General features: G+C 42.9%; 24 protein-coding genes. 4 read left to right on the top strand and 20 right to left on the bottom strand.

Features of this window, described 5'->3' with window-relative positions:
- Nucleotides 1-147 precede the first annotated feature (147 nt).
- Together JZO70_RS12765 and rpsT are read left to right on the top strand one after the other, a co-directional pair.
- On the top strand, nucleotides 148-2,058 hold the full coding sequence (locus tag JZO70_RS12765; protein WP_207673952.1) for a heavy metal translocating P-type ATPase: 1,911 nt from the start codon (nucleotides 148-150) through the stop codon (nucleotides 2,056-2,058).
- 121 nt (nucleotides 2,059-2,179) lie between these two features.
- On the top strand, nucleotides 2,180-2,434 hold the full coding sequence (gene rpsT, locus JZO70_RS12760; RefSeq protein ID WP_207673951.1) for a 30S ribosomal protein S20: 255 nt from the start codon (nucleotides 2,180-2,182) through the stop codon (nucleotides 2,432-2,434).
- Between the two features lie 87 nt (nucleotides 2,435-2,521).
- On the opposite strand, the gene holA is transcribed toward rpsT, so the two are convergent.
- From holA to JZO70_RS12740, 4 genes are read right to left on the bottom strand one after another with little or no spacing between them, the layout of a single operon-like run.
- On the bottom strand, nucleotides 2,522-3,550 hold the full coding sequence (gene holA, locus JZO70_RS12755; RefSeq protein WP_207673950.1) for a DNA polymerase III subunit delta: 1,029 nt from the start codon (nucleotides 3,548-3,550) through the stop codon (nucleotides 2,522-2,524).
- Nucleotides 3,551-3,582: 32 nt separating this feature from the next.
- A complete protein-coding gene (locus tag JZO70_RS12750; RefSeq protein WP_242703916.1) occupies nucleotides 3,583-5,808 on the bottom strand; it encodes a DNA internalization-related competence protein ComEC/Rec2 in 2,226 nt (741 codons plus the stop codon).
- A 7-nt stretch (nucleotides 5,809-5,815) separates the two neighbouring features.
- The gene (locus JZO70_RS12745; protein WP_207673949.1) at nucleotides 5,816-6,307 is read right to left on the bottom strand and encodes a ComE operon protein 2; all 492 of its coding nucleotides are present in this window, start codon (nucleotides 6,305-6,307) and stop codon (nucleotides 5,816-5,818) included.
- A 26-nt stretch (nucleotides 6,308-6,333) separates the two neighbouring features.
- Nucleotides 6,334-6,969 carry a helix-hairpin-helix domain-containing protein gene (locus tag JZO70_RS12740; protein WP_207673948.1) on the bottom strand — a complete coding sequence of 212 codons (636 nt, stop codon included), beginning with the start codon at nucleotides 6,967-6,969 and terminating at the stop codon, nucleotides 6,334-6,336.
- Nucleotides 6,970-7,161: 192 nt separating this feature from the next.
- On the opposite strand from JZO70_RS12740, the gene JZO70_RS12735 reads away from it, so the two are divergent.
- Nucleotides 7,162-8,106 carry a magnesium transporter CorA family protein gene (locus JZO70_RS12735; RefSeq protein ID WP_207673947.1) on the top strand — a complete coding sequence of 315 codons (945 nt, stop codon included), beginning with the start codon at nucleotides 7,162-7,164 and terminating at the stop codon, nucleotides 8,104-8,106.
- Nucleotides 8,107-8,161: 55 nt separating this feature from the next.
- On the opposite strand, the gene JZO70_RS12730 is transcribed toward JZO70_RS12735, so the two are convergent.
- The 16 genes from JZO70_RS12730 to JZO70_RS22695 all read right to left on the bottom strand — a co-directional run bounded on the left by JZO70_RS12730 (nucleotide 8,162) and on the right by JZO70_RS22695 (nucleotide 24,252).
- Nucleotides 8,162-8,776: a Type 1 glutamine amidotransferase-like domain-containing protein gene (locus JZO70_RS12730; RefSeq protein ID WP_207673946.1), complete on the bottom strand. Its 615-nt coding sequence runs from the start codon at nucleotides 8,774-8,776 to the stop codon at nucleotides 8,162-8,164.
- Between the two features lie 82 nt (nucleotides 8,777-8,858).
- On the bottom strand, nucleotides 8,859-9,905 hold the full coding sequence (locus tag JZO70_RS12725; RefSeq protein ID WP_242703915.1) for a SepM family pheromone-processing serine protease: 1,047 nt from the start codon (nucleotides 9,903-9,905) through the stop codon (nucleotides 8,859-8,861).
- Nucleotides 9,895-10,389 (bottom strand): pantetheine-phosphate adenylyltransferase, encoded by a 495-nt coding sequence (gene coaD, locus JZO70_RS12720; protein ID WP_207673945.1) that lies wholly within the window; start codon nucleotides 10,387-10,389, stop codon nucleotides 9,895-9,897. The genes JZO70_RS12725 and coaD overlap by 11 nt, the downstream gene beginning before the upstream one ends.
- Nucleotides 10,390-10,968 (bottom strand): 16S rRNA (guanine(966)-N(2))-methyltransferase RsmD, encoded by a 579-nt coding sequence (gene rsmD, locus JZO70_RS12715; RefSeq protein WP_430748898.1) that lies wholly within the window; start codon nucleotides 10,966-10,968, stop codon nucleotides 10,390-10,392.
- A gap of 220 nt (nucleotides 10,969-11,188) precedes the next feature.
- Nucleotides 11,189-11,536: a DUF2129 domain-containing protein gene (locus JZO70_RS12710; protein WP_207674004.1), complete on the bottom strand. Its 348-nt coding sequence runs from the start codon at nucleotides 11,534-11,536 to the stop codon at nucleotides 11,189-11,191.
- Nucleotides 11,523-11,948 carry a YlbF/YmcA family competence regulator gene (locus JZO70_RS12705; RefSeq protein WP_207673943.1) on the bottom strand — a complete coding sequence of 142 codons (426 nt, stop codon included), beginning with the start codon at nucleotides 11,946-11,948 and terminating at the stop codon, nucleotides 11,523-11,525. The genes JZO70_RS12710 and JZO70_RS12705 overlap by 14 nt, the downstream gene beginning before the upstream one ends.
- Complete coding sequence (locus JZO70_RS12700; RefSeq protein ID WP_207673942.1) at nucleotides 11,945-13,060, bottom strand: CAP-associated domain-containing protein; 1,116 nt, start codon at nucleotides 13,058-13,060, stop codon at nucleotides 11,945-11,947. Before JZO70_RS12700 ends, JZO70_RS12705 begins: the two co-directional genes overlap by 4 nt.
- 12 nt (nucleotides 13,061-13,072) lie before the next feature.
- Nucleotides 13,073-16,498, bottom strand: coding sequence for a pyruvate carboxylase (locus tag JZO70_RS12695; RefSeq protein WP_207673941.1), 3,426 nt, complete (start codon nucleotides 16,496-16,498; stop codon nucleotides 13,073-13,075).
- Nucleotides 16,499-16,503: 5 nt separating this feature from the next.
- Nucleotides 16,504-17,697 carry an FtsW/RodA/SpoVE family cell cycle protein gene (locus JZO70_RS12690; RefSeq protein ID WP_207673940.1) on the bottom strand — a complete coding sequence of 398 codons (1,194 nt, stop codon included), beginning with the start codon at nucleotides 17,695-17,697 and terminating at the stop codon, nucleotides 16,504-16,506.
- A gap of 3 nt (nucleotides 17,698-17,700) precedes the next feature.
- Nucleotides 17,701-18,003 carry an Fpa/YlaN family protein gene (locus JZO70_RS12685; protein ID WP_207673939.1) on the bottom strand — a complete coding sequence of 101 codons (303 nt, stop codon included), beginning with the start codon at nucleotides 18,001-18,003 and terminating at the stop codon, nucleotides 17,701-17,703.
- Nucleotides 18,004-18,592: 589 nt separating this feature from the next.
- Nucleotides 18,593-18,796 carry a hypothetical protein gene (locus tag JZO70_RS12680; protein WP_207673938.1) on the bottom strand — a complete coding sequence of 68 codons (204 nt, stop codon included), beginning with the start codon at nucleotides 18,794-18,796 and terminating at the stop codon, nucleotides 18,593-18,595.
- 405 nt (nucleotides 18,797-19,201) lie between these two features.
- On the bottom strand, nucleotides 19,202-20,011 hold the full coding sequence (locus JZO70_RS12675; protein ID WP_207673937.1) for a DUF3800 domain-containing protein: 810 nt from the start codon (nucleotides 20,009-20,011) through the stop codon (nucleotides 19,202-19,204).
- Nucleotides 20,012-20,150: 139 nt separating this feature from the next.
- Nucleotides 20,151-21,992: a translational GTPase TypA gene (gene typA / locus JZO70_RS12670; protein WP_207673936.1), complete on the bottom strand. Its 1,842-nt coding sequence runs from the start codon at nucleotides 21,990-21,992 to the stop codon at nucleotides 20,151-20,153.
- A gap of 108 nt (nucleotides 21,993-22,100) precedes the next feature.
- Nucleotides 22,101-22,859: an inositol monophosphatase family protein gene (locus JZO70_RS12665; protein ID WP_207673935.1), complete on the bottom strand. Its 759-nt coding sequence runs from the start codon at nucleotides 22,857-22,859 to the stop codon at nucleotides 22,101-22,103.
- A gap of 192 nt (nucleotides 22,860-23,051) precedes the next feature.
- Nucleotides 23,052-23,324, bottom strand: coding sequence for a UPF0223 family protein (locus JZO70_RS12660; RefSeq protein ID WP_207673934.1), 273 nt, complete (start codon nucleotides 23,322-23,324; stop codon nucleotides 23,052-23,054).
- Between the two features lie 163 nt (nucleotides 23,325-23,487).
- Entirely contained in the window at nucleotides 23,488-24,252 is a 765-nt protein-coding gene (locus tag JZO70_RS22695) for a winged helix-turn-helix domain-containing protein (RefSeq protein WP_207673933.1), read from the bottom strand.
- Nucleotides 24,253-25,251: 999 nt separating this feature from the next.
- Between JZO70_RS22695 and JZO70_RS12650 the strand changes: the two genes are divergently transcribed.
- The gene (locus JZO70_RS12650; RefSeq protein ID WP_207673932.1) at nucleotides 25,252-25,389 is read left to right on the top strand and encodes a type I toxin-antitoxin system Fst family toxin; all 138 of its coding nucleotides are present in this window, start codon (nucleotides 25,252-25,254) and stop codon (nucleotides 25,387-25,389) included.
- The last annotated feature ends 36 nt before the right edge of the window (nucleotides 25,390-25,425 follow it).

Raw genomic sequence — 25,425 nt, 5'->3', positions numbered from 1 at the left:
TTAGAATCATTCCATTCATCCTATCACCTAAACTGCCCTTTTCCAGACCCTTTTTCTAATTGATAATCACTTTCGTTCTCAATTAGCATATTTTATTATCAATTAGCGTTTGGATATGCTAGGATAAAAGTGAGAGGAGGATGAAAAATGAGTAAAGAAGAAAAACAAGCGTTTCTCTCTACCCTTTTCTGTCTACTATTATTGATCGCCGGCAAAACAGCCGAACTAATGAATTTCCCGTATTATCCAATTTTGTTTGTAGGTGCAATTATTTCTGGCGGGTGGAAACAAACCAGCGAAGGATTGCAGGAATTGTGGCAAGAGCGAACGTTGAATGTGGATTTGTTGATGGCGTTGGCGGCAATTGGTGCCTGTCTAATCGGCAACTGGTTTGAAGGCGCGATGCTGACGTTCATATTCTGCCTAAGCGGTGCGTTGGAAGAATACGCTACTAACAAAAGTACTAAAGAAATCACTGCTCTAATGAACTTATCTCCTACCAAAGCCGTTCGCATTTCGGAAAGCGGCGAGCAAGTCGAGGTGGATGTGAGTGAGCTGCAGGTAGATGACTTAGTCTTTGTCGCAAAAGGCAGCGCGGTTCCAATTGACGGAATCTTGCTGGATCACAGCACGTCGATCGATGAAGCAGCCATCTCCGGCGAATCTGTCCCAGTTGAAAAAGAGCCAAAGGATGACGTCTTCGGCGGAACCATCAACACCGGTAACGCCTTTAAAATGCAAGTAACCAAAACCAGCGATCAGACTTTATTCGCGCAAATTATCAAATTAGTTGAACATGCCCAAAGCGAACAAAGCGAAACCGCTAGTTTTATTGAAAAAATTGAGAATGTTTATGTAAAAGTTGTGTTGGTGGCTGTTCCTTTGATGATTTTGCTGACACACTTTGTGATCGGCTGGAGCTTTGAAGAAAGCTTTTATCGGGGAATGGTGCTGCTAGTGGTGGCTTCACCTTGTGCCTTAGTCGCATCGGCTACTCCAGCAACCTTATCAGCCATATCCAACGGCGCTAAAAAAGGTGTACTATTCAAGTCAGGTAAAGAACTGGAACGCTTAGCCGATTTAAAAGCAATCGCCTTTGACAAAACCGGTACCCTGACTCGCGGAAAACCACGGGTAACCGATTATAAGCAACTGGTAGAGGACCCAATGATTCCTAAGATGCTGGTTTCAATGGAAGCTTACTCTACTCACCCATTGGCCTTGGCAATTTTGCAATTCTTCCACGAAGAAGAACGCTTTACCGATCTGCGGGTGGAAGAAAAAGCGGGCACCGGTCTGGAAACCGTCTATGGTGGCCACACTTGGAAACTAGGCAAACATGCCTACCAAGAAGGCGACGCAAAAGAAATCATGATTGATCACCTGCGAGCAAACGGCAAAACTGTGATCTTTCTTTCAAAAGATGATCAGTTAGTGGCAATCGTCGGCTTAATCGACCTGCCTAAAACTGGAACTGAAGATGTGATTCGTTACTTTAAAGAGCAAAATATTCATACAACTATGCTGACGGGTGACAACGAAGGCTCTGCGGCCTTTGTCGCTGAGGCCACTGGAATTGATGATTACCATGCCAACTGCTTGCCGGCTGAGAAAACCGAATTCATTCAGCAGCAAAAGGATCAATACGGCGTCAACGCAATGGTAGGCGATGGGATCAATGACGCCCCTGCCCTCGCAACTGCCGCAATTGGTGTGGCGATGGGTCAAGGAACTGATGTGGCGATGGATGTTTCCGATATTGTCTTAATCAAAAACGATTTGGAAAAGCTGGCTTACAGTCATTGCTTAGCTAAAAAGCTGAAACGCGTGGTCAAACAAAACATTGCCTTCTCCTTATCAGTGATTGCTTTGTTAATCATCAGTAATTTTACGCAATTCTTAAGCTTGCCTTTAGGAGTAATTGGCCACGAAGGCAGCACGATTCTCGTCATTTTCAATGGATTGCGCTTGTTATTGCCGCTAAAAGAAGTTGTTTCATCGGATCGAGCCCAAAATTGCGGCGATTGTCCGCTTTATCAGTCTAGTCAACAGCATTGAGTTTCTGTTAAGGAAAAAAACTTGTCACGATTTTATTGCATTGAGACAAGGCTTTATGTATAATGAGTAATGTTGAATTGTACGGAATTTCCGTATAAGACTGAATTCGGAGGTGAAACCCATGCCAAACATTGAATCTGCAATTAAACGTGTTCGCACAAACGAAAACGCTAGTGCAAAAAACGCTTCACAAATGAGCGCAATGCGCACAACTGTTAAGAAATTTGACGAAGCTGTGGCAGCAGGAGCTGAAAATATTAACGAGCTTCACAAAGCAGCGGTAAAGGCAATTGATATGGCTGAATCAAAAGGATTAATCCATAAAAATAAAGCTAGCCGTGACAAAGCTCGTTTAGCACGCGAATTAGCTAAATAATAAAAACCGATCGTAATGATCGGTTTTTTTATTTTGGAAAAGCCGCGCAAACTAGCTCCTTAGCGGGAAAGTTTACGCGGCTTGCTTCTATTTTATCTTAGCAGTCGTCTTCAAAATAAATAACTGAAAAGCCAACTCCTTATCCAATTGTCCCGTTTTTACTTGATAATCGTTTTCTACCAGCTGGTCAAACATTTCTGACAAGGTTGGCAGCGGAAATTTTGCCACTTGCTGCATCGCCAGCTTCACCCGATATGGATGAACCCCGATAGTTTCGGCGATATTGGCCTGCTGATAGCCGATCTTTTGTAAAATCTTCGTCTGCAGCAATAAGCGTACCTGACCAATCAAAATCGCATTTAATTTGATGGTTTCTTCCCCTTGAACATGCAGCTCTTCATAGGTTTGATAAGCTTTTTCGGCATTACCCTTTAAGACTTGCTCAGTCAACTCGAAAACGTTGTGCTCTAAGGTTTTAGGAACCAAATCCTCCACCTGCTGCACGGTAATCGTGCCGCCCTCACCGGCAAACAGCAACAGCTTGTTTAATTCATTCATCGCCTTAGACAAATCAAAATCCGTCAAACGCAAAAATAAATCAAAGGCTTCCCGGGAAATTTTGGCGCCTTCATTGCTAATATAGCGCTGCAAGAAATTCCGCAAATCGCCTTCTTGCAGCGGTGCCGCATCGATAATCACAGCCTGCTTTTTCAGAGCCTTGGTAATTTTCTTACGGGCATCCAATTTAGGATAAGCCGCCCAGATTACCAGCACCGTTGATTCCAGTGGCTGCTTCAAGTAGGCCAGCAAAGCATCGATATCCTGTTCGGGAGCCGAGGCTTTCTTTTCGCCAGTAAGAAAATAAGGCTTCTCCACGAAAACCATGCGGTAATCACCGAAAAAGGGCATCGATTCGGCTTCGCCTACCACTTGATCAATGGTGCTTTCCTCCATATCAAAGGCCATAAAATTCAATTCTTCTAAATCATCAGCTTTCATCCGCTGCATAAAAGCTTGCCGCAGCTCCTGCTGTAAATAATCTTCTGTTCCTGTAATTAAATAAACCGGCTGCAGCGGCTGGCTGCGAATGGCTTGAAGTGCTTCATGTGTGTTCATAGCTTTCCTCCTGCTGTTTTATGCTATCATGTTTATTCAAGAAAAGCTATCCTGGGTTTCAATTTTTCTGCCTGCCAAAACGGCCGCCATTCGTAATAAATCATTCCCTGCTGATCGGTGCGATAGATAGTTGTTTCGGCTTCTTCTAAGGTTGCCAACGTTTCTGGTGCCGGATGGCCGTAGCGATTGTTTTTCCCCGCCGAGATTACCACACTTTCCGGTTGCAGCTGCTGCACAAAAGCTGGACTAGTAGAAGTTTTACTGCCGTGATGGCCGATTTTCAACACATCCACCTGCAGCTGAGGGTAACGTTGGATCAAGTCCTCTTCTCCCTCTTTTTCTAGATCTCCCGTTAATAGGAAACTTTTCTCTTTAATCGAAAAGTAAGTGACGAGAGAATTGTTGTTGCTGCCGTCGCTGATTTTTGGTGAGAGCACATGAAGTTTCAGCTTTTTACCAATTACGTCGCCTTCTTTCACCAAGTGAATCTTCGGTCTGGGCTTGATTTGCTTCAGAATTGAGACGATATCTTGTTCTGATCCTTCGCCTAAATAAAGATTCTTCACCCTGAAGTTTTCCGTCACATTCAACAGCTCCCCCATATGATCGGCATCGTTGTGGGTAATAATCAGATGATCAATCGTTTGATAGCCTTCGCCTTTAATAAAGGGCAGGATATTGTAATCCGAAGGCGGCTTGTTTTTCCGTCTTTGCCAGTCCTCCTGCTTAAAGGCCAGACGCCCTCCAGTATCAATCAAAAAAGTTTCCCCATGAAAAGGCAGCTTAATAAAAATACTGTCTCCCTGTCCCACATCAACGAAGGCTACTAGTCCACGGCTGGAAAATGGAATCGAAACGATTAAACAAAGAATCAACAAGGCTAATTGCAAAACCCCTTCCCGCCGTTTCCGTCGATGAATCAATACCATCACTAAAATGATCAACCCAAACAACAGCAAGAAAGCCGGCTCACCGATAACAAAGGACGGAATAGTACCTACCAAAAGTGCCTTCTCCAAAATAATAAACACCGTCTCCAGCATACTCAGTAAAAATGCCGGCGGGGTTACCAAAAAGCTCATAAAGAACAACAGCAAACACCCGGGCAAAACAATCCAGCTGAAAACCGGCATCAATAGCAGCGTGAAAACTCCCGCCACAATCGACCACTCCGAAAATTCGTACAACAATAGTGGAAACGCCAAAAAGGGAAACAGCAAACTCTGCAGCCAGCGATTGTCTGACAAATAGGATAAATATAATAGTAGAAACGCGAAAAACAGACTCAGCCGTCCGCCAATCGAATAAAACACCAGCGGCCGAATCAACAGCAACGCCAGCAACATAATCCCCCAACGATCCAAACCAGATAATTGCCAGTCAAAAGTTAAGCAAATAAAGGCAATCAAATAGCTGAGTACCGCCCGCAGCACACTAGCCCCACCGCCGCACAAAAAGATTAGAGATACACCCACCAGCGTCAAAATTGCCAACCGCGACTCTCGCACCAGCCCACAACGAGTCAGCAACAGCTGTAAGCCGCCTAAATAGAATTGGATATGCAGACCAGACAAAGTGAACAAATGCAGCAGGCCGCTTAACTGATAGCCCTCCGTGTATTCCTCAAAGTTCTCGTCCTTGTGGCCCACCACTAAAGCGTTCAGATAACTCGCCAACCGTTTTGGAAAAACCTGACGAGTATGGAAAATCAAATAGGCCCGCAGCTTGGAAAGGGAAAAGCCGCCCACTCGCTTAACTTTCAGTGAATCTGCCTGCATAATACCAGTAATGCCCAAGCTGAGGTCGTTTTGCCGCGCATCATAGCCGTGCAAGTTGCGCGCGGGATCAGCCACCACGAAGGTTCCATTCAACAAAACGTGATCCGGTAATTTTTCCTGCAGCCAAACCTGCTGCTCCTCTTGCGTTTTCAAGCGGTAGTACACCCGATATTTCCCAGACTCATTCTTTGCTGAAAAACGCAGTGAATTCCCTTCAACTTTGACCGTATCCTCTAACACCTGCAGTACCTCTGCTTCCACTTTTTCTGGAGGCGGTTGAAAGCTTTGCAGGTAGGTATAGGTCCGGATTCCCACAAAAAAGCTGCACAAAACAGTCGCAGCTAGAAGCCTGCGATTGTTCATGCAGCAGATTCGTATCAACAATACGACTAAAAACACAATAAATATCCAATGAAAATGGTAAATCAAACTGCCAACTAAGGCAGCCGCTAAAATCGGTAAGATCATATAGTTCTTCAATTAAGAGTTATTCCTGAGGCAATGCGGCAGCATCTTCTCCTAATTGAAGCTTCGCGAAATATTTGCTTTCCAAATGCACTTGATGGGCACTCGCACCCACTTGATGGATCAGCTCCACCGCGTAAGGATCGTTGTGATAGTCCTTCAAATAGTGAATCTTTTTGATTCCAGCTTGCAATAAAGCCTTGGTGCAATGCAGGCAAGGAAAATGGGTGACATAGACTTCCGCCTGATCGGTGGCAATCCCCAATTTCGCACATTGCAGCAACGCATTCATCTCCGCATGGATCGTGCGAATACAATGGCCGTCCACTACATAACAATCTTCGTCAATGCAATGCACGTCGCCGCTGACAGAGCCATTGTAGCCCCCAGCAATAATCCGCTTGTCGCGAACGATGGTGGCTCCCACCTCTAGGCGAGTACAGGTGCTGCGTAACGATAATAAAACGGCTTGTGCCATAAAATACTGGTCCCAAGGAATTCTTTCAGTAGTCAACTTCTTCTTCCTCTCCTGTTTCTTTCTTATATTGTAATCGAGTTGCGCAAATTTTCAAGCGTCTTTTGACCGATCCCAGAAACATTCGTTATATCCTCCACCGATTGGAAGCTGCCGTTTTCCTCCCGGTAATTAATAATGTCCTGGGCCCGTTTCTCACCGATTCCAGACAGCTGCTGTAACTGGGCCGCATCTGCTGTATTGATATTGATTTTTTCGGTTGCTTCTTCGCCACCGCCTCCTTCTGTTGGCGCGGCTGCCGCTGGTCCTTGAGCTGCTTCTTGAACCACCGGAATTTCCTCACCAACCTTTGGTACATAAACAATTTCCTGATCTGACAACAGCTTCGCCAGATTCACCTGATTGCGATCCGCTTCGTCCGTGAAGCCGCCTCCCATTTCAATCGCATCCATCAAGCGCATCCCTTCTTTAATCCGGTACATGCCGGGATTGGCCACCGCTCCTTTTAAGTCCACATACCAGTCAGTTTCTGCTTGGGTTTGACTGCTGCTGGTAGTCGTCGTGGTTTCCTGGGTGGAAAAAAGCGGTTCGTCCTGAGCTGCTTCCTCCGGCGGACGAAAGACTAGCCATAAGACTAGAAAAAGCACCGCACCGCCGACTGCCAATAAGGCATACTTCTTTTGCTGATCATTAAATTTCACAATTATCCTCCTCTCTACCTTAATATAGGTAAAAAAAGGAAATTTTTTCTCGCTAAACGTAAATTTTTCAAATAAAAACAGATTTATTGCACTTGCGGCGGATTTTCAAGATAATCGTAGTAAGGACAGATAACTAGCAGCACTAACTGGTTAACATAATATTCTACGTATAAAGAAATGGAGGAAGGTGGCATGATCAATTATTACCAGCTATCAGAAAGTAATGGCATCAAAAAAAGTGACGAAGCTAACGGTAACTGGATGGCTTTGCAGGATTTAACTCAGGGTGAACAAGAAGAAATCATTGAACGCTTTCAATTGCCAAATGACATCTTTCAAGGGGTTGAACAGGCCGAAGAGGTTTCCCGGCTGGAACGGTTGGACGGCACAAAGCTGAAGGACGCCTATATTTTAGTGGTGACCAATCTATCTTCAGAAACCGATCATCGAATTGAAAAAAGATTGGAGCCGCTGATTTTTATCCTGTCCGACACGATGCTGATTACTCACGTGAAGAAAAAATCGGAATTTATCGATCGCTTGTTTGAAAAATATCGTGATAAAACCACCAGCTTTGAAAAATTGGTGGCTTACGTCATCATGATGGTCTACTCCCACTACATTGCGGAGCTGCTGCGGATCAAAGAAAACATTGATGAACTGGATCAAGCGGCTAGAAAAACCACTAAAAATGATGAGCTGTTTAAACTGGCGGACACCGAAAGAGATGTCGTCTACATTGATCACACCTTGAAGGGGCAAACGAAAACCTTAAAAGACTTATGGGAAAAAACGGATTTTGCTGAAGAATTGAACGATCCCAAGCTGATTTACGATATTGAGTTTCGTCAGCAGCGAGCTGAGCAATTAATCGAAATCTACCGCGATTTGCTGGAAACCGTCGGCGGTTTGTTCTCAGATATGATGGACAACAATCTGAACCACCTGATGAAATATTTGGATTCCGCCGCCTTAATTATTTCTATTCCTGCCTTAGTGACCGGTATCTGGGGCATGAACACAGGAGGCATTCCTGGTGAAGGCTCCAACTTAGCCTTTTTCCTAGTCCTGGGACTAGCAGCTATCTTGAGTGTCTTGGCAGCGTATCATTTGAGCAAGAAGGATTATTCGAAATAAATACAAAAAACCAGGAAACCACCGAGCATAACGCGGTGATTTCCTGGTTTTTAGTCTATTTCCCCAACACTCTAACCTTATCTCCCTCAACCAGCACGGCTTGATCATCGGTAATTTCCTTCAGCTGGAAGATAGAGAAATAGGTCTCAATAATTTCATCTGCCGCCTCACCCATCTCCGGGTTCTTGCAATGAGGAACCACGTAGAAGTCAATCAGGTTTAGGCCTGTGTAATCCTTCAAATCAGGAGCCTTCTCCACACTGTCCATCACAGCAGAATAGCCGATATTCGGACTGACCACGATTGCGCCCGCCGACTCGCCGATATATAATTTCCCATTATTAACCTCTTGAATCAGCAGCTGATCCGCACCGCTTCGTCGTAATTCCTGCAGCAGATAAAAGGTATTGCCGCCACCGATGTAAATCAGCTCATTCTTTTCCAAGGTCTGCTTAATTGTTTCCAGCGAAGCCGTAGAAACATCCAACTCTTCCACCGTTAATCCCAGCTCCTCCAGCGGACGTTTGAAGATTTCGGTAGAGATATCCGGCGCCTCTACCTTAATCGCGGTCGGAATATAAGTAACCGTTTGACCAGCCAAGTTTGGCTCAATATCTTTCAACATCTCAGAAACGTTCCCAAACATTGATACTAGCAGCATTCTTTTCATACAATCCCTGCTTCCCTTTTTCTCCATTCTAACAAAAAAAAGAGCTATGCTGGTCAAAAACCTCAGCATAGCTCCATAAAGTCTATTTCATTTTCGCTAAATAATCCAAAGCATCCTGGACATTTTTCACCGGGACAATCTTCATATCGGTCCCAATTTTCTTAGCAGCCGCGTTGGCTTCTTGGTAATTGGTCTTGATATCCGGTTCAACTTCCTTCATTTCGTCGGTGATTTCATCATCAGGTGCAAAGAAGACCTTCGCGCCGCTTTCCACAGCGCTGGCAACCTTCTTATCGATCCCGCCGATCCGGCCAACTGTCCCATCAGAGCTGATCGTTCCCGTTCCAGCGATATTTTCGCCATGACGAATATCTTTACCAACTAACTGTTCGTAAATTTCCAGCGTAAACATCAGGCCAGCAGATGGACCGCCGATATTTCCGGCATTAATGTCGATATTTTCATCCGATTTAATCTCGGTATGATCGGTTAAAGTAATCCCGATTCCTGGTTTCTTGTCGCTTGGTAATTCAATCAGTTTTTCAGTGGCTTCTTTAGTTTCGCCATCGTGGGTAAAGGTAATGGTAACCTTTTGGCCGACCTTCTGGCTTTTTACGTATTCCATAAATTCCTGGCTGCTGGTGAAAGACTTGCCGTCCACTTGGGTAACTGTATCACCGACACTCACTTCATTGAAAAAGTTCGAGGTCTTTTCTACCCCCAGCACATAAACCCCTTTGTATTCCAGCTCATAAGGTTTATCGGCTAACTTCAAGGCTTGTTCAATCGCCGCATTTTGCGAAGACTCCATGTAAAACTGCTGCATTTGCTCGTATTCCTCATTGGTAGAGCCGCCAGTTAATTCATCGGCTGAAACCACATCTTCAAAGGGCTTGAAATGAGCAATTAGGGCACTAAAAGCCGTCGCCTGTCGAATACCCACCGAGGTCAAACTAAAGGAGCCAGCATCGTCATCTTTTTCTTTATTTACAGTGATTAAATCCTTCAAATCAATTGTTGCACCAGGCTGTTCCACATAATAAGGAATCGGTACAATCATGCAGGCTGCAAAAAGGATGATCCCGAAGATCAGCAGCAGCTTCTTTATAGGGGCTTTTTTATTTTTCAATTTGTTCACGCTTCTTTTCTAAGGCTTCGTATACAGGCTGAGGAAGGTATTCTTTGACATCCCCATCAAATATCATGACTTCTTTTAAAATACTGGAGCTAATATGGCTGTACTCAGGTGCAGCCAGCAGAAAAACACTTTCCAAATGATTGTCCAAATGACGATTCATCAGGGCAATTTCCTTTTCATACTCGTAATCCTTCACACTGCGAATCCCGCGCAGTAAAAACTTGGCACCCAGCTCTTCAGCAACCTCAACCGTCAGCTTCTGAGCTTGGGTGATGACCCGTACATTTTCGATATGAGCAACCGAGGCTTTCACTAATGCCAAACGTTCCTCACCGGTAAAAAGACTTTTCTTGGTCGTATTGACAAAAACGCCGATAATCAATTCATCAAACAGCTTGGCTCCCCGTTCGATAGTATCCAGATGGCCCATCGTTAACGGATCAAAGCTGCCGGGAAAAAGGGCAATTCGTTTCATCTATTCCGCCTCCCAATCATAAATGGTTACTGCACTCAAGCCATAAACCTGACGCTTCCTTTGCACAAACTGATCGATCGTCTCCGGCAGTTCCACCGTCTTGTCCGTTTCGCAAATCACAATCGCATCTGGAGCGACTAGTTCTTCCCGCACCAAAGCCTTCAGCTGCTTGGCAATCTCCTGCTCCGCATAAGGCGGGTCCAGTAAGATCAAATCAAAAAGAACTTTTTGCTCACTTAATTGCTGGATCGCCATGTTGGCGGACATCTGCATCAAATGAAAGCTGTCTTCCTGCTTGGTCATGGCGACATTTTCTTTAATCACCGACATAGCACGGAAGTTTTTTTCCACTAAAAAAGCCTGCTCCATGCCGCGGGACACCGCTTCAATCGCCAGTGAGCCGCTGCCGGCAAACAAATCCAGCACATTACCTCCGGAAAAATAAGGGCCAATCATATTAAACATAGCGCCTTTTACTTTATCAGTTGTTGGCCGAGTCGTTTTTCCTGGCAAGGTTTTTAATTTCCGACCACCAAATTCTCCTGCTACCACTCGCATCGCTAGGTATCCTTTCTTTATCAGATTGCTTACTCATCATACGCAATCTGCTGGTAAATTTCTACTAATTCGCAAACCTGTAATTTATTATAAAAGAAAAAGATGAAAAATGTTTGATCAAATCAGACATTTTTCATCTTTTTTTAGACCGTAAAGAAACTATAAGGTTTTTACGCTCAGTTAGAACAGTGTTAGCGTTGTCCGGCTTCACATACTCAGCGAGTTTGCCAAGCCTTCAACCTTAAACCGTCTCAGCCAATCGTATTTTCGTATTCGCCTCTACTACGTCCAATTCTTCTTCGTCTTTCACTTGATACGCAGCTTTCGTACCGATCCGGTCCGCGAAATTCATTTCCACATCTGGACGATAAGAGCGTTCGACTTGGCGCACAAAATGCAGCGCGCTGAGTTTTTCTTCCGCCTCTTCTAAAGCCTCTTCATTCACGTATAAGACAACGTATTTCATTTTGCGGGAAACATAGTGAATCAAGCCGTAGCGCTTTAAGGTTTTTAACTGCTTCAGCGAATAGACCCAAACGACGATTCCCCGTCTTTTTTGTACTGTAAATTCTTTATTATCCATGACAATTCCCCTTACAATGATGATTGCCTGTTTCAAAAAACGGATTGCCGGCATCCACCTTAATATCCGGTGAGACCGTTTGTGCAAGTGTCTGACTGATTTCATCCAATAAGCGTTGCAGATCAGTTTCTGCTAGCCGAAATTCGGCTACCTTTTGATTCAAATCCATCGCCCGTTTGGCACGGCGGGCATTTCTTTGCTTCTCGCTGTAATCCGGGGCAAATTTCCCGTAGTCAGCCACCCGTTCAAAACGTTCCTTTTCGGTTAAAAACTGGCGCTTCAAGGCTTGAACCTCAGGACAAGCGTCCATTTGTTTCCTCTTCAGCAAATAATTTTGAAAGACTTGGCTGTTTTTTACGCAGTCAATCAGGTGGAGGGTTTGATCCTCCAAGGAAAATAATGCTTCATTTATAATCAACGTTCGTCACTTTCCTCCGTTTGTTCTAGTTCCTGTAACAAGACTAGCACATTTTGCTGGTTAAATGCAACGCCCAGTTGATAATCTCCCTCTTCCAAAAGACGATCCGCCCAGCGTTCCTGGCTGATCCAGCTGAATAAACTGAACCAAGGATCAATCACCGGCGAGTAAAACAAACCAGTTTCCTGATTCACCTCTTGCTTTTTCGCCAGATTTTGGAATTCCTTGTCCCGCAAACTGAAAGAAAAATTCCCCGCATGGGCCTCGGAATTAGTGGCCCATTCATCCTGACGATCCCGCGACAGTACACTTTGCGGCTGGGCTAAAAAGTCCGCTAACATTGCTTCGCTGTCTGCGGCAATCGCCGTACTGGTTTCCAGCGGCGGCATTTTTTGGAAGGACCGATAGACATTCACCAGCTCCATTACCTGCAGCTCTTTTTGCTGATTGACCTGTTCCCAGTCAAAATTATTCTCTTGGGACTGGAAAGACAGAGGATTGCCGCTGTAAATATGGTACGGCATCACCCGCAGCAAGGTCTCAACGTCCAAATAGGCCACCGCAAACAGCTCCTCGTTGGCTCCATCAAAAAAAGGAACCGCAAAAGTACCATTGTCAAAGGCAATCAAAGGCCGAAAACGCATGTCGTCTTCCGTCAATTCAATATCAATCGGTTCATCGTTGTAATTCACCGCAAAATTAGAAGACAAGGTCATCTGTTCAGCCAAGTCTCCATTAGACATACCAAATTCAAAGGGCGACTCTTTGTTTTCTTCCCCCATTACCTTTAAAGCGGTAATCACGCCGTCTACGACATTCGCCTGCAGCAGACCGCCCTCAATCGGATAGGTTCGCATTTCAAAAAGAAAGCCGCTAAGCTCGATTTTCGTCGGCGGACCAAGATCCATCTCGACTTCACTAATCGGCAGGCCGATATATTGAGCACAGCCAGCAGTTGCCACCGTCTCATGTTTCAGAGAATTACGTTTAGCCGGTCGAGCACTCGGCTCGACCGGCGAACTGGTGGTATCGGGTGGAAAGAGAATTGGCTGCACATAATACCCGATCAAAACAACGATGAAGATACTCAGGAAGCCTAAGACTCTTTTCACGACGCTACCCTCCTATTTTTCTGTTACTTCTATTAATAAATCACCAGAAGAAATGCCTTCGCCTTCTTCCACATAAATATGCTCAACGACGCCATCAAAGCGGGCATCAATCGAGGTTTCCATCTTCATAGCTTCAGTCACCATTAATGGCTGACCTTTTTCGACAGTGTCGCCTTTTTTCACTAAAACCTTCAAGACCGAACCAGACATGGTCGCGCCGATTTGTTCCCGATTGGTTGGTTCCGCTTTGCGTTTGGCTTGAACTGTGCTCTTAATTGAGGTGTCTTTAACGTTGATTTCACGACGTTGACCGTTCAAGTTGAAGAACAAGGTACGATTGCCTTCGATATCCGGTTCACCAATTTCATCAAGGCGAATGATCAAGATCTTGCCTTTTTCGATTTGGACATTGATAGTTTCGCCCAGACGCATACCAGCAAAGAAGGTTGGTGTGTCTAACAGCGTTACATCGCCAAATTGGGCGTAAGATTTTTGGTAATCCAAGAATACCTGCGGATACATCAAGTAGCTTAAGACATCGGTTTTACTTGGTTCAAAGCCGATTAATTCCGCTAATTCTGCTTTAACTTCCGCAAAATCAACTGGTTTAGCAAATTTGCCTGGACGTTCCGTCAAAGCCGGACGACCTTGTAAAATGATTTTTTGCAGTTTTTCCGGGAAGCCGCCAACTGGCTGACCTAAATCCCCTTGGAAGAAGCTGATCACAGAATCTGGATAGCTTAATTCTTCGCCGCGATCGTAAATGTCTTGTTCCGTTAAGTCGTTTTGCACCATGAACAAGGCCATGTCACCGACAACTTTTGAAGAAGGCGTTACTTTAACAATATCGCCAAACATCATATTTACATTATGATAAACTTCTTTAATTTCATCCCAGCGATCGCCAAGACCGACAGCTTTGGCTTGCTGCTGTAGGTTGGAGTATTGTCCACCAGGCATTTCGTGTTGATACACTTCGGTCTGAGCCGCCACAATCCCGTTTTCAAAGCCACGGTAATACGGACGCACATCTTCCCAGTAATGGTTCAGCTGACGGACATTTGCCAGGTCAAGATCTGGTGTTCTTCCTTCGTTTTGCAGCGCATAGTACAAGCTGCTCATACTTGGTTGACTCGTTGCACCACTCATAGCACTCATCGCCACATCCACAATATCCACACCGGCTTCAACCGCAGCTGAGCAAGTGATAATGCCGTTACCAGCTGTATCATGGGTATGCAAATGAATTGGCAGATCGGTAGTAGCCTTCAGCTCACTGATTAAACGATAAGCTGCCTGTGGTTTCAACAAACCAGCCATATCCTTAATCGCAATAATATGAGCCCCAGTTGCTTCTAGTTCCTTAGCCATATCTTTATAGTATTGTACGTTATATTTAGGACGATTGTCATCTAAAATGTCCCCAGTGTAGCAGATCGCTGCTTCGGCAATCTTGCCAGCATCCCGCACAAATTGAATACTTTTTTCCATTTGCGGAATCCAGTTCAAGCTGTCGAAAATACGGAAGACATCAATCCCTTTATGAGCCGCTTCTTTAATGAACTCTTCCAGCACGTTGTCTGGATAGTTGGAGTAACCAACCGCATTTGAGCCGCGGAATAACATTTGCAGCAAGGTATTCGGCATCGCTTTGCGCAACAGCTTCAATCGTTTCCAAGGATCTTCGCTTAGGAAACGGTAAGCCACGTCAAAGGTCGCGCCGCCCCACATTTCGCTGGAGAATAATTCCGGCATCGCTTCGCCAGTTGCTTCAGCAATCTTCACGAAATCGTTGGTACGAACTCGCGTTGCCAACAAGCTTTGATGAGCATCACGGAAGGTTGTATCAGTTAGCAACACATTCTCTTGTTTCTTCACCCATTCCGCCACGGCTTCAGGGCCTTTAGTGTCCAGCACTTGTTTCGCTGTTTCAATATTTTTTACTTCCAGGTCTTTAGGCATACGAGGTGCTTCGAAGAATTTCTTTTTCTCCTTCTCAATGCCTGGGAACCCGTTGATGGTAATTTCAGAAATATAACGCATCGTCTTGTTGCCGCGGTCTCTTACCCGTGGAAACTCGAACAATTCAGGAGTATTGTCAATGAAAGTTGTTTTGGCATCGCCGCTTTGGAAGACTGGATGACTGATCACATTGTTCATAAATGAAATGTTGGTTTTCACCCCGCGAATCCGGAATTCACGCAGACAACGCTGCATTTTTTGGATCGTTTGATCAAAGGTCAAGGCGTGGGTGCACACTTTTACCAATAATGAGTCAAAGTGAGGCGTAACCACAGCACCCGCATAAGCATTCCCGACGTCCAAACGAACGCCAAATCCACCTGGAGAACGATAAGTATCGATCTTGCCAGTATCCGGCATAAAGCCGTTCAACGGATCTTCAGTAGTAATCCGGCATTGGATCGCAGAACCGTTCATTTTAACCTGGTCTTGGGTTGGCAAGCCGATTTCTTTATGCAAATCTTTGCCTTGGGCAATTAATAACTGCGTGGTCACAATATCGACACCGGTAATCATTTCGGTAATGGTGTGTTCTACTTGGACCCGAGGATTTACTTCGATGAAATAGAATTCGTCGCCTTCAACCAAAAATTCCACTGTACCGGCATTGATATAGCCAACATGCTTCATTAATTGAACTGCCGCATTACAAATATCTTCCCGTTGCTTGTCGCTTAGAGAAAGACATGGCGCAACCTCAACTACTTTTTGGTGACGACGCTGCACGGAACAATCCCGTTCAAATAAATGCAGCACGTTGCCATGGCTGTCCCCTAAAATTTGGACTTCAATATGTTTTGGATTGCCAACGTATTTTTCCACGTACACTTCGTCGCTGCCGAATGCTGCTTTAGCCTCGCTTTTTGCACGTTCGTAGCCTTCACGGGCTTCTTTTTCATCATGAGCCACCCGCATGCCGCGACCCCCGCCGCCTAATGCCGCTTTGATCATGACAGGATAGCCGTGAGACTCGCCAAAAGCCAACACATCATCAATCGATGACACTGGGCCATCGGAACCAGGAATAGAAGAAATACCAGCATCCAAGGCCGCTGTTTTCGCTTTGATTTTATCACCAAAAATATCTAGGTGATGCAAAGATGGTCCCACAAAAGTCAGGCCTTCTTCTTGACAGCGGGTAGCGAATTCAAGATTTTCAGATAAAAATCCATATCCCGGATGGATGGCATCTGCCCCAGCTTCTTTAGCCACACGAATAATATCTTCGATGTCTAAATACGCATCAATCGGCTTTTTCCCTTCGCCTACCAAATAGGCTTCGTCCGCTTTAAAGCGATGCACTGAGTACGTATCCTCTTGTGCGAAGATTCCGACTGTTTGAATATTTAACTCGCTGCAAGCACGGAAAATTCTTGTTGCGATCTCACCACGATTGGCCACCAAAACTTTTTTCATTAACTTCACTCCTGACTTTTCAAATATTCATATTCTATTGCAAGCTTCGTCCGTTTTTCATCGGCACTGACATTTAAGGCAAATGCGACACCAACAGACAAAACTAATAGGCTGTTCCCACCTTGACTTAAAAACGGGAAGGTAATCCCAGTCAATGGAATCAAACCTAGCAAACCACCAAGATTAATAAAAACCTGTAATAAAAATAGACTTCCGATCCCAATACAAATCAACGAATTGAAAGGTTTCTTCGATCGGATACCAACTAGAAAGATACGTATAATCATAAAGATCAACAGACCCAAAATGACCAACGCACCAATTAACCCAACCTCTTCTGCCACAATGGCGAAGATAAAGTCGGTATGAGCTTCACTTAAAAAGCCTTTCTTCTCAATACTATTGCCTAGTCCGCGACCGAACCAGCCACCATTAAACATGGCGTAATAGCCGTTAGCTAACTGATGCCCTTGATTCAATTCATCCATAAAGGGATTCTTAAAGACAGCAAAACGACTGACAATATATTGAAAACGTTGTGGAACGATGTACTGACCAAAATGACTCAAAAACTCAATCGCTATTACACTCAGGCCGACACCCGCACCGCCAATCACCACGGTGTAAAACCAATTAACCCCACTAGCCAGCAATAAAATCACCGCCAGCAGAGTAATAATCGCCGCATTCCCCATGTCCGGTTGAATCACCACCAGAAACACCATGAGAAATACCAAAAGCATTGGACGTTTCATATCAGCCCAAAAATTATCTTGTATTGTTTCCTGGCGCTTGGATAATATGTAAGCCAAATACCAAACCACCATAATCTTCAAATACTCGGCCGGCTGCAAGCTGAAACCAAAGAAATCCAGCCAACCCTTGGCCCCGTTGACCTCTTCACCGATAAACGGTGTCAGAATCAATAATACAAAAATGACTAAGGTCGCAAAGACAATCAATTGCTGGCTTTTTAAGACATCTGTTTTCATTTTGTACATTAAGATGATAACGACCAGACTTAGCAGCCAAAAAATCGACTGGTTCTTCACGTAAGAAGTCGGGTCGTAACCTTGAACAATCTGAAGATAAGAGGTAGAACTATAAACAAAAATCAATCCGACAACGGATAATATTAAATACGGAATCAAAATACTGTAATCTAAAAAGTGACGCTTTCTTATCTTGGACTTCGGCAAGGATTATGCCTCCTTGCTAGTTTCATTAGTTTCTTGACGGTTTTCATACAACTCAGTGTATAAACGGTTCAACTCTGCTTCTAAATCGCTTAACATCTGTTGGCCTTCTCCTTTATTAAGAATACCAATCCGTTCAGCGAAGAATACTTGACGCGAGAAGCCGTACATTTGTGTATCAACAACTTCTTCGAACGCCTTACACTGCGAAATACACAAACTATTGTGTTGATTTTGAATCAGAAGCTTGATGCGCAGGGCATCATCATTCAATATTTTTACGGCAAAATCAGAAGAAATAGGTTCCATTTTGCTTCCCTCCTATCCTTAGTTTCAATATTATAGCACAGAAAAAAAGCAAAAAGGAGAAAAAAAGGAGCATCTAAGCTTTAATTAAATTCTTTGTTCGGTTTTTCCACTTGTACACAGGCAGCGAATATTACAAGCAGATGACAAACCCGAAAAATCCTCTGAAAACTGTTCATTCCGCAATTGGTTCCACCAACGAATATGAAACAAAATCACTTTGTGAAACATAACAAAAACGGCATTAAAACAGCGATATTTGCTTCAAACCGTTTTACCACTTTGGTCGCGGTTACTCTTATATTGACCTCACAATAGTAAATGAGGACTTCTGATCGGTGTCTCTCTTGTTATTGAAATGTAATGCCCTGTGGTGGCTGTGGATATTATGGGTTTTGGGAGTTATCAAATAGGAGGTTGGAACAGTAATTTCATTTGCGATATTATTATCTTGTTAATATTGAATGATTATTAGTTTCCCACTTATTAAAAAAAGAGCATTGAAGTTTCAGTTTGGGCTAACTTCCCAATTAGAAACTTCTATGCTCAATCATCCTCGTATTATTTAACCAGTGAATTTCTTTTCCACCTGTTATTGCGTCAAGTGATCTTGAATCTCTTTTATCTCTTCAACTGTTAAGCCAGTTGTTTTTACAATCAAATCAATCGGTAGACCTTCTTTCAGCAGATTCAAAGCGATTTTCTCAGCTTTTATGTCAGCTCCACGCTCTTGAGCTTTCCTCTCCACAGTAGATAGTACGGCATCATTAATCATCTTCGCCTTATTCATATCCATAATCATCTTCCTCCTGCTATGTACTCGTTACCATTTTCTGGTCTATGGTTTCTTGATTGTTCTCTAACTGTTAATCGCTGCTAAAATATCTACTTCTGTGCTCATCAATTCAGTATCTTCATCAAATACATTCAAAATGTGGGTGGCGTCCTCAAATTTATGGAGTTGCATCCATAAAATTTGTCCAAAGATATAAAAAAAGAGAAGGATATCATGTGACATCCCTCTCAACACTTAAGTGGGTGACGACATGAACTCAATCATGCAGTTTTAGAATATTCCAAAACTGACACCCTTAATACATCATATAAAGCCAGTGTACGATTGTCCGAAGACATAAGAAGTTAATCTTGTCCGTACCTGATAATTATATATTATATCCAAAAAAAACCTTTGTCAACCTATCTATTTCACGTAAGTAACCCCAAAAATTCCAGATTCAGTTCCTCCAAGCTCTTTACCGCCAGAATATCTTTGTTTTCTGATTCGCTGATAGATATTAGGCTTTTTCTGCTTTATTCCACAAAAATTAAAAATAAAAGGTTGGATGATGAAATCAGATATCTGCAAACCTGCTTCGTTCTCCTGCTTTTTGACAAAACTAATTGATTCAATTACATCCTGAAGCTCAATTGGTTTATATATTGTAGTTCCGTGTGCCATAATTTTATAGAACTGTTTTTTTAGTTTGCTATCAGCCCCGTGATGAGTCGATGTTGCTCGGCTTTCAAAGATAATGCTTCCTTTAGCATTGTGACACTTCAAAAAACAGGCAAAATTATTTATGATCTTATTCATACAAATTGAATCACCTATATAATTATCCGTTTTCATTTTATACCTGCTTGAAAGTGTTGTAAGGTTAGCTACACATCCGATAATAGCTAAATTATTTTTCTCTATTATGTCAGTGACACCATTGAAGACCTCTCGCAGCTTACTATTGCTTCTAAAAATAGAATAATTTATATTTTTAACCTTTCCTTTTCTATTCGACCTATATATTTCTGCAGCGTGGAGAACTACATTTTTTGCCTCTGCCGCACGAAGCTCATTCTCCCAGATACGAATTTTTAAGTCACCTAACTCATGTCTAACATTTGTTAGTTCAGATTTATTAACAATGATACCTACTATCCCGTATACTTTTTCTTTAGTAGTATCATCAATATGCAAACACTCATCTAAATATAAGTTGTAATAGCCGCTGGACAATATTAACCCTCCTATAACTCAAAATATTCTCATTAAATATTAGCATTCTATAGTATTTAAAACAATAGTCTATATTATTGCATATACGAAAAAAGAACCCCTGACCGCATAGTCAGGAGCTCCCTTCATTATTTAAACTTTACGCTTCAATCGCTTTGTTTTTCTTCGCAGCTTTTTCGCGTTCTGCTTTGTTCAAGATTTGTTTACGCAAACGAATGCTTTCTGGTGTAATTTCGCAATATTCGTCATCGTTCAAGAATTCTAATGATTCTTCCAATGATAAAGTACGAGGTTTTTTGATGACAGACGTTTGGTCTTTATTGGCTGAACGAACGTTGGTCATTTGTTTTGCTTTCGTGATGTTTACGCCAAGGTCCTTATCACGGCTGCTTTCGCCGACGATCATACCTTCATAAACTTCAGTACCAGGTGCAACAAAGACTGTACCACGTTCTTCTACACTCATGATTGAGTAAGTAGTCGCTTTACCGTTGTCAACAGAAACCAACACGCCGTTACGACGGCCGCCTAAGTGACCTTGGATTTTTGGCAAGTATTGATCAAAGGTGTGGTTCATGATGCCGTAGCCGCGAGTCATTGATAAGAATTCAGTAGTGAATCCGATCAAACCACGAGCTGGAGCTAAGAAGACCAAACGAACTTGACCATTACCAGAATGGATCATGTCTTGCATTTCTGCTTTACGTTGACCCAAAGCTTCAATTACACTACCCATATATTCTTCAGGAGTATCGATTTGAACCAATTCAAATGGTTCGCAACGGACGCCTTCAACCATACGTTCAATAACTTCAGGACGAGATACTTGCAATTCATAGCCTTCACGACGCATGTTTTCGATCATGATAGACAAATGCAATTCCCCACGGCCAGAAACAACCCAAGCATCTGGAGAGTCAGTCGGTTCCACACGTAAAGAAACATCGGTATGCAATTCAGACATCAAACGTTCTTCAATTTTACGAGAAGTAACATATTTACCTTCGCGACCAGCGAATGGTGAGTTGTTGGTCAAGAAAGTCATTTGCAAAGTAGGTTCGTCAATGTGCAGGATTGGCAACGCATCTTGATGGTCTACAGGTGTAACTGTTTCCCCAACGAAGATATCTTCCATCCCTGACAAAGCAATCAAATCGCCGGCTTTAGCTTCTTGGACTTCCAAGCGTTTCAAACCAAAGAAACCGAAGATTTTAGTAACACGGAAATTCTTGATTGTGCCGTCTAATTTAATCAATGACACTTGGTCACCGACGCTGATTTTTCCGCGGAAAATACGACCAATCCCGATACGACCAACGTAGTCATTGTAATCCAATAAAGAAACTTGGAATTGCAATGGATCATCGCTGTTGTCAACCGGTGCAGGAATTTTTTCAATAATGGTGTCAAAAATTGGAACCATAGTATCTTGTTGGTCTGCAGGATCGTCAGACAAGCTAGACGTTCCGTTGATTGCTGAAGTGTAGATTACTGGGAAGTCCAATTGATCGTCATCAGCACCTAATTCGATAAACAATTCTAATACTTCATCAACAACTGCTTCTGGACGTGCAGAAGGTTTGTCAATTTTGTTTACCACTACGATTGGAATCAAATGTTGTTCCAACGCTTTTTTCAATACAAAACGTGTTTGAGGCATTGTGCCTTCGTAGGCATCGACTACTAATAGTACGCCGTCTACCATTTTCATAATCCGTTCAACTTCGCCGCCGAAGTCCGCGTGTCCTGGTGTGTCCATAATGTTGATTTTATAATCTTTGTAGTTTACTGCTGTATTTTTAGCAAGAATGGTAATGCCGCGTTCTTTTTCCAACGCATTTGAATCCATTGCCCGTTCCTGTAAGCTTACGTGGCTGTCTAACGTATCTGATTGTTTCAACATTTCATCCACTAACGTTGTTTTCCCGTGATCGACATGGGCGATAATTGCAACGTTACGGATATCATTTCTGTAATTCACTATAAATTGCTCCTTTTCTTGTAACAAGTCACTCGACAAGCCATTATAGCAGATATTCGGGTGAATTGTTAGTAAAACATTTTCATTTTTTCAGAAAACTTATACTTTTCAATTTTTGTACTCTTTTGCCTGCTCCATTGCAGCCGGTGTCAGGCCTCTAAAATACTCGCGACCAGAGAAGCTCAAAGGCTGATTATCCGCGCCGCAGGTAGGCATACCGAAGTAATTCATCATGATACTGCCTGCCGCATAATCCCACGGACTCAACAAACTCAGGTAACCAATTTGCGTCCCCTTCAAGATAGCAATAAAGTCCAATCCGGCACAACCCAGCACCCGAACGCCCATGGTTTGCACGCCGATGTCTTTAGTATGCTGGAAATTATTGGCATAAATCGAAACGCCCACACCCAGCAAACCTTCCTCCAGCTTTTTGTTGGCCGGAGCCGAAATCTTCTCTTCATTATGATAAACTGCGTCTACCAGAGGACCGCCCCAGAACAGATCGTCTCGCATCACGTCATAAATAAAGCCCAGCTGACCCACGCCTTCTTCATAAACAGCGATCATAATACAGAAGTTTTCCTTTTGATAAACAAAATTCAAGGTACCGTCAATCGGATCAATCACGAAAACCCGCCCTTTATCAATCGGCGTCGTGTCCTGTCCATTTTCTTCTCCTAAAATCTTGGCATCAGGATCAAAGGCTTCGATCTTGCCAACAAGGAAATCTTGAATTTCCTTATCCACGTTGGTCACAATGTCGGTACGACCAGATTTGTGGTCCACCTGCAATGCATCTTCCTTTAACGCCGCCTTGATCTTCTCTCCCGCTTCATAAATCCACTGAATAATCTCTTTTTCCATAATGTCCTCCTACTTCGTTTTAAGGTAATTATTTTTTTCCAAAAAATAAATCTGATTCTTAGCACGCATACCATTCTACTATGGGCCTCGCGCCTGATTTTGTTGCTAGCTTCATATTTGATGACCATCCATTAAAGACTGCGAAAAGTAGAACTGGCATCTATATATGTCCGATTTCTCTAGTTAGTTGGTTTAACTTAATTTCAATCGTTTTTTCGATTCCTGTTTGGCTGCTTGTACCGTGCGGTAAAGCGAGTAGCCGCTGGCCGCTTCAAATTCCCGGCCGATTTTCTTTTCTTCGCCAATGCTGCGAATCACTTGTTTAAATTTCTGATAGCCGGCTAAAAAGACCGCTGTCTCCACGCCGCCTTCATTGGCTTGTTCCACTAAGTTAAGAAAATCGATCACTGCCACCATTTCTTCGCGACTCCAGTCAGGATCGATTGGGTAACTATAATTATCCAAACTCACTCACTCCATTCCCGTTTAGTTTACCACAAAACAGCTGACTAAGCGTCCTATTGAGTCGCCCTTTTTGTCAGATTCCTGCACGCAAAAAAACCTTAACCACTGACGATTAAGGTTTTCCTACTATTATAAATTATTCAGCTAAACACGTCTTAATTTATTAAACGGCTGCTGTCTGGTCAAGCTCGGGTGTTTTTTGGACAAGCTGATCTGTCACGTTAGCGGCCTGATTTGTTTGTAAGAACTGACAAAACATTGTATCCAGTGTGTAGCCCTTACCCCATCTAGTAATCAAGGTCTCGCCTTCGTAGCCAGCTGCTTTTAGCTTGCTTTTGATTTTTGCTACGATACAAGATAGCTGAGACTGATTCGAGCTCGTTTCGCCATCGCGCCAAAGCGCTGCACAGATTTCCTTGCGAGACAAAGTTTCCCGCTGATGCTCAATCAAAAGCTGAAACAGGCGTTTTTCTGTCTTAGAGAATCGCACACGTTCCAATGAACCTGACACAAACGGATCACTATTATAGCTTTGAACAGCCCGGAAGCTTCCAGGAACAGTGTGGAAAAAGTTATTTTGCAATAGAACCAAGCTTTCGCGGATCATCGTACTTGAATAAGATTTTGATAACCAGCCAGAAACTCCTTTTTCCTTCAATAGTGCTTGCTCTTCTTCAGAATAGATCGTATCAGTCAATCGAATCACTAAGCTCTGTTGTGTATTGATTAAGGTAACAACATCTGCCACCTCTAAATCAGCAATGGTTTCACTTAACATGATCACTGGGAAGTATGAAAAAACTGCCATATTCTTGTGACTTTGATAAATGTCAGTTGAACAAAAGACCTCATAGTTCAATAATTGTAGTTGGCTTTGCATCTGCTGCTCCGCTAATATGTTTTTTGTGAGAATTAATACCTTGTTCACAAATTCACGCTCCTCATTTTTTTGTTCTTCAGTTTTTAGTAGCCAAAATATTTTCACTCAACGTAGTAAAAATCTAAGGATTACTTTATTTGATTTTTTTTACAAATAGATTAAAACGAGAAATGAAAACACTAAAAATAAAAACGCAATTTTGACATTAAATATACCCTCATCCAGTTATATATAATCATTATAAACTAGCCGTTAACCGCTAAATCGCGCTGTTACAGGCGTTCTGTTAATTTTTTCACATCACTCACCTGTAATTTTTGTTATTTATCGCTCCAAAAAAGAGTCTGATAATTCTGTCTTTTATTTTGACGATAAATAAAAAAACTGAATTTTCGTAAAATCCAGGCATTTTATGACTTAAAATTACCTATGTTCTTGTTGGAAAACATTCTATTTGTTAGCTATATACCCCCTAACTAATTTACCAATTCACAAAGATTATATGAAACATTTTGACCTTAATTCATGATATTCACTTTTTGACTACCTTTTTTTCCAGCAGATGAAGCAGCTGCAGTTCCGAAAAAAGGGCCCTTTACTCCTTCATTTTTAAATCGTTCAGTCATGTATTTGTAGAGCCAATACTTTCTTCTGCGATTTACTAATTCGATGATAATCAAACGGTACATTCAAACGTTTGTTAACTAGTCGTGTATTATGTAAACAAAAAAAAACCAAGAACACCTCATTGAAGATTAAGAGGCGTTCTTGGTTGGTTAATGCCTTATCTTTACTTTTAGCATCCATAGCATCACAAAGGTAGGATAAATACCCGATCCAACAATCTGGATCAGGTAAATGTCATGTATTTTCTATCCACAAGATGCTGATGCGGCGCAGGACGCAACGGAAAACCGAGGAACGACAGAAGAAAAACCTGGATTAATCTGCCCACAAGATTCGCTAGTTTGATCAAAGATTAGCGTCGGTATGTAGTAAACCAATCGTCAGGATCATGATCCGTCCGATTGAAGGGGAGGATGATGTGTGCAGTATATCGTAGCATCGATCATTGTTGGACTGGTTACCGCGTGGTTCAAGCATTGGTTAGCCTTGACCTCTGACTTAAGTGCAAATTGCACTGGATTGACCGTCGAACAAATAAAAGAACTGCAAAACAGCTAAATTTGAACATCCAAGAAAAAATACAGCCACTCTTAG

Origin of the sequence: Candidatus Enterococcus moelleringii, from assembly GCF_017377575.1 — a bacterium.
In the GTDB taxonomy this organism is placed as follows: Bacteria; Bacillota; Bacilli; order Lactobacillales; family Enterococcaceae; genus Enterococcus_A; species Enterococcus_A moelleringii.
This window is presented reverse-complemented; position numbering and strand designations above follow the sequence as displayed.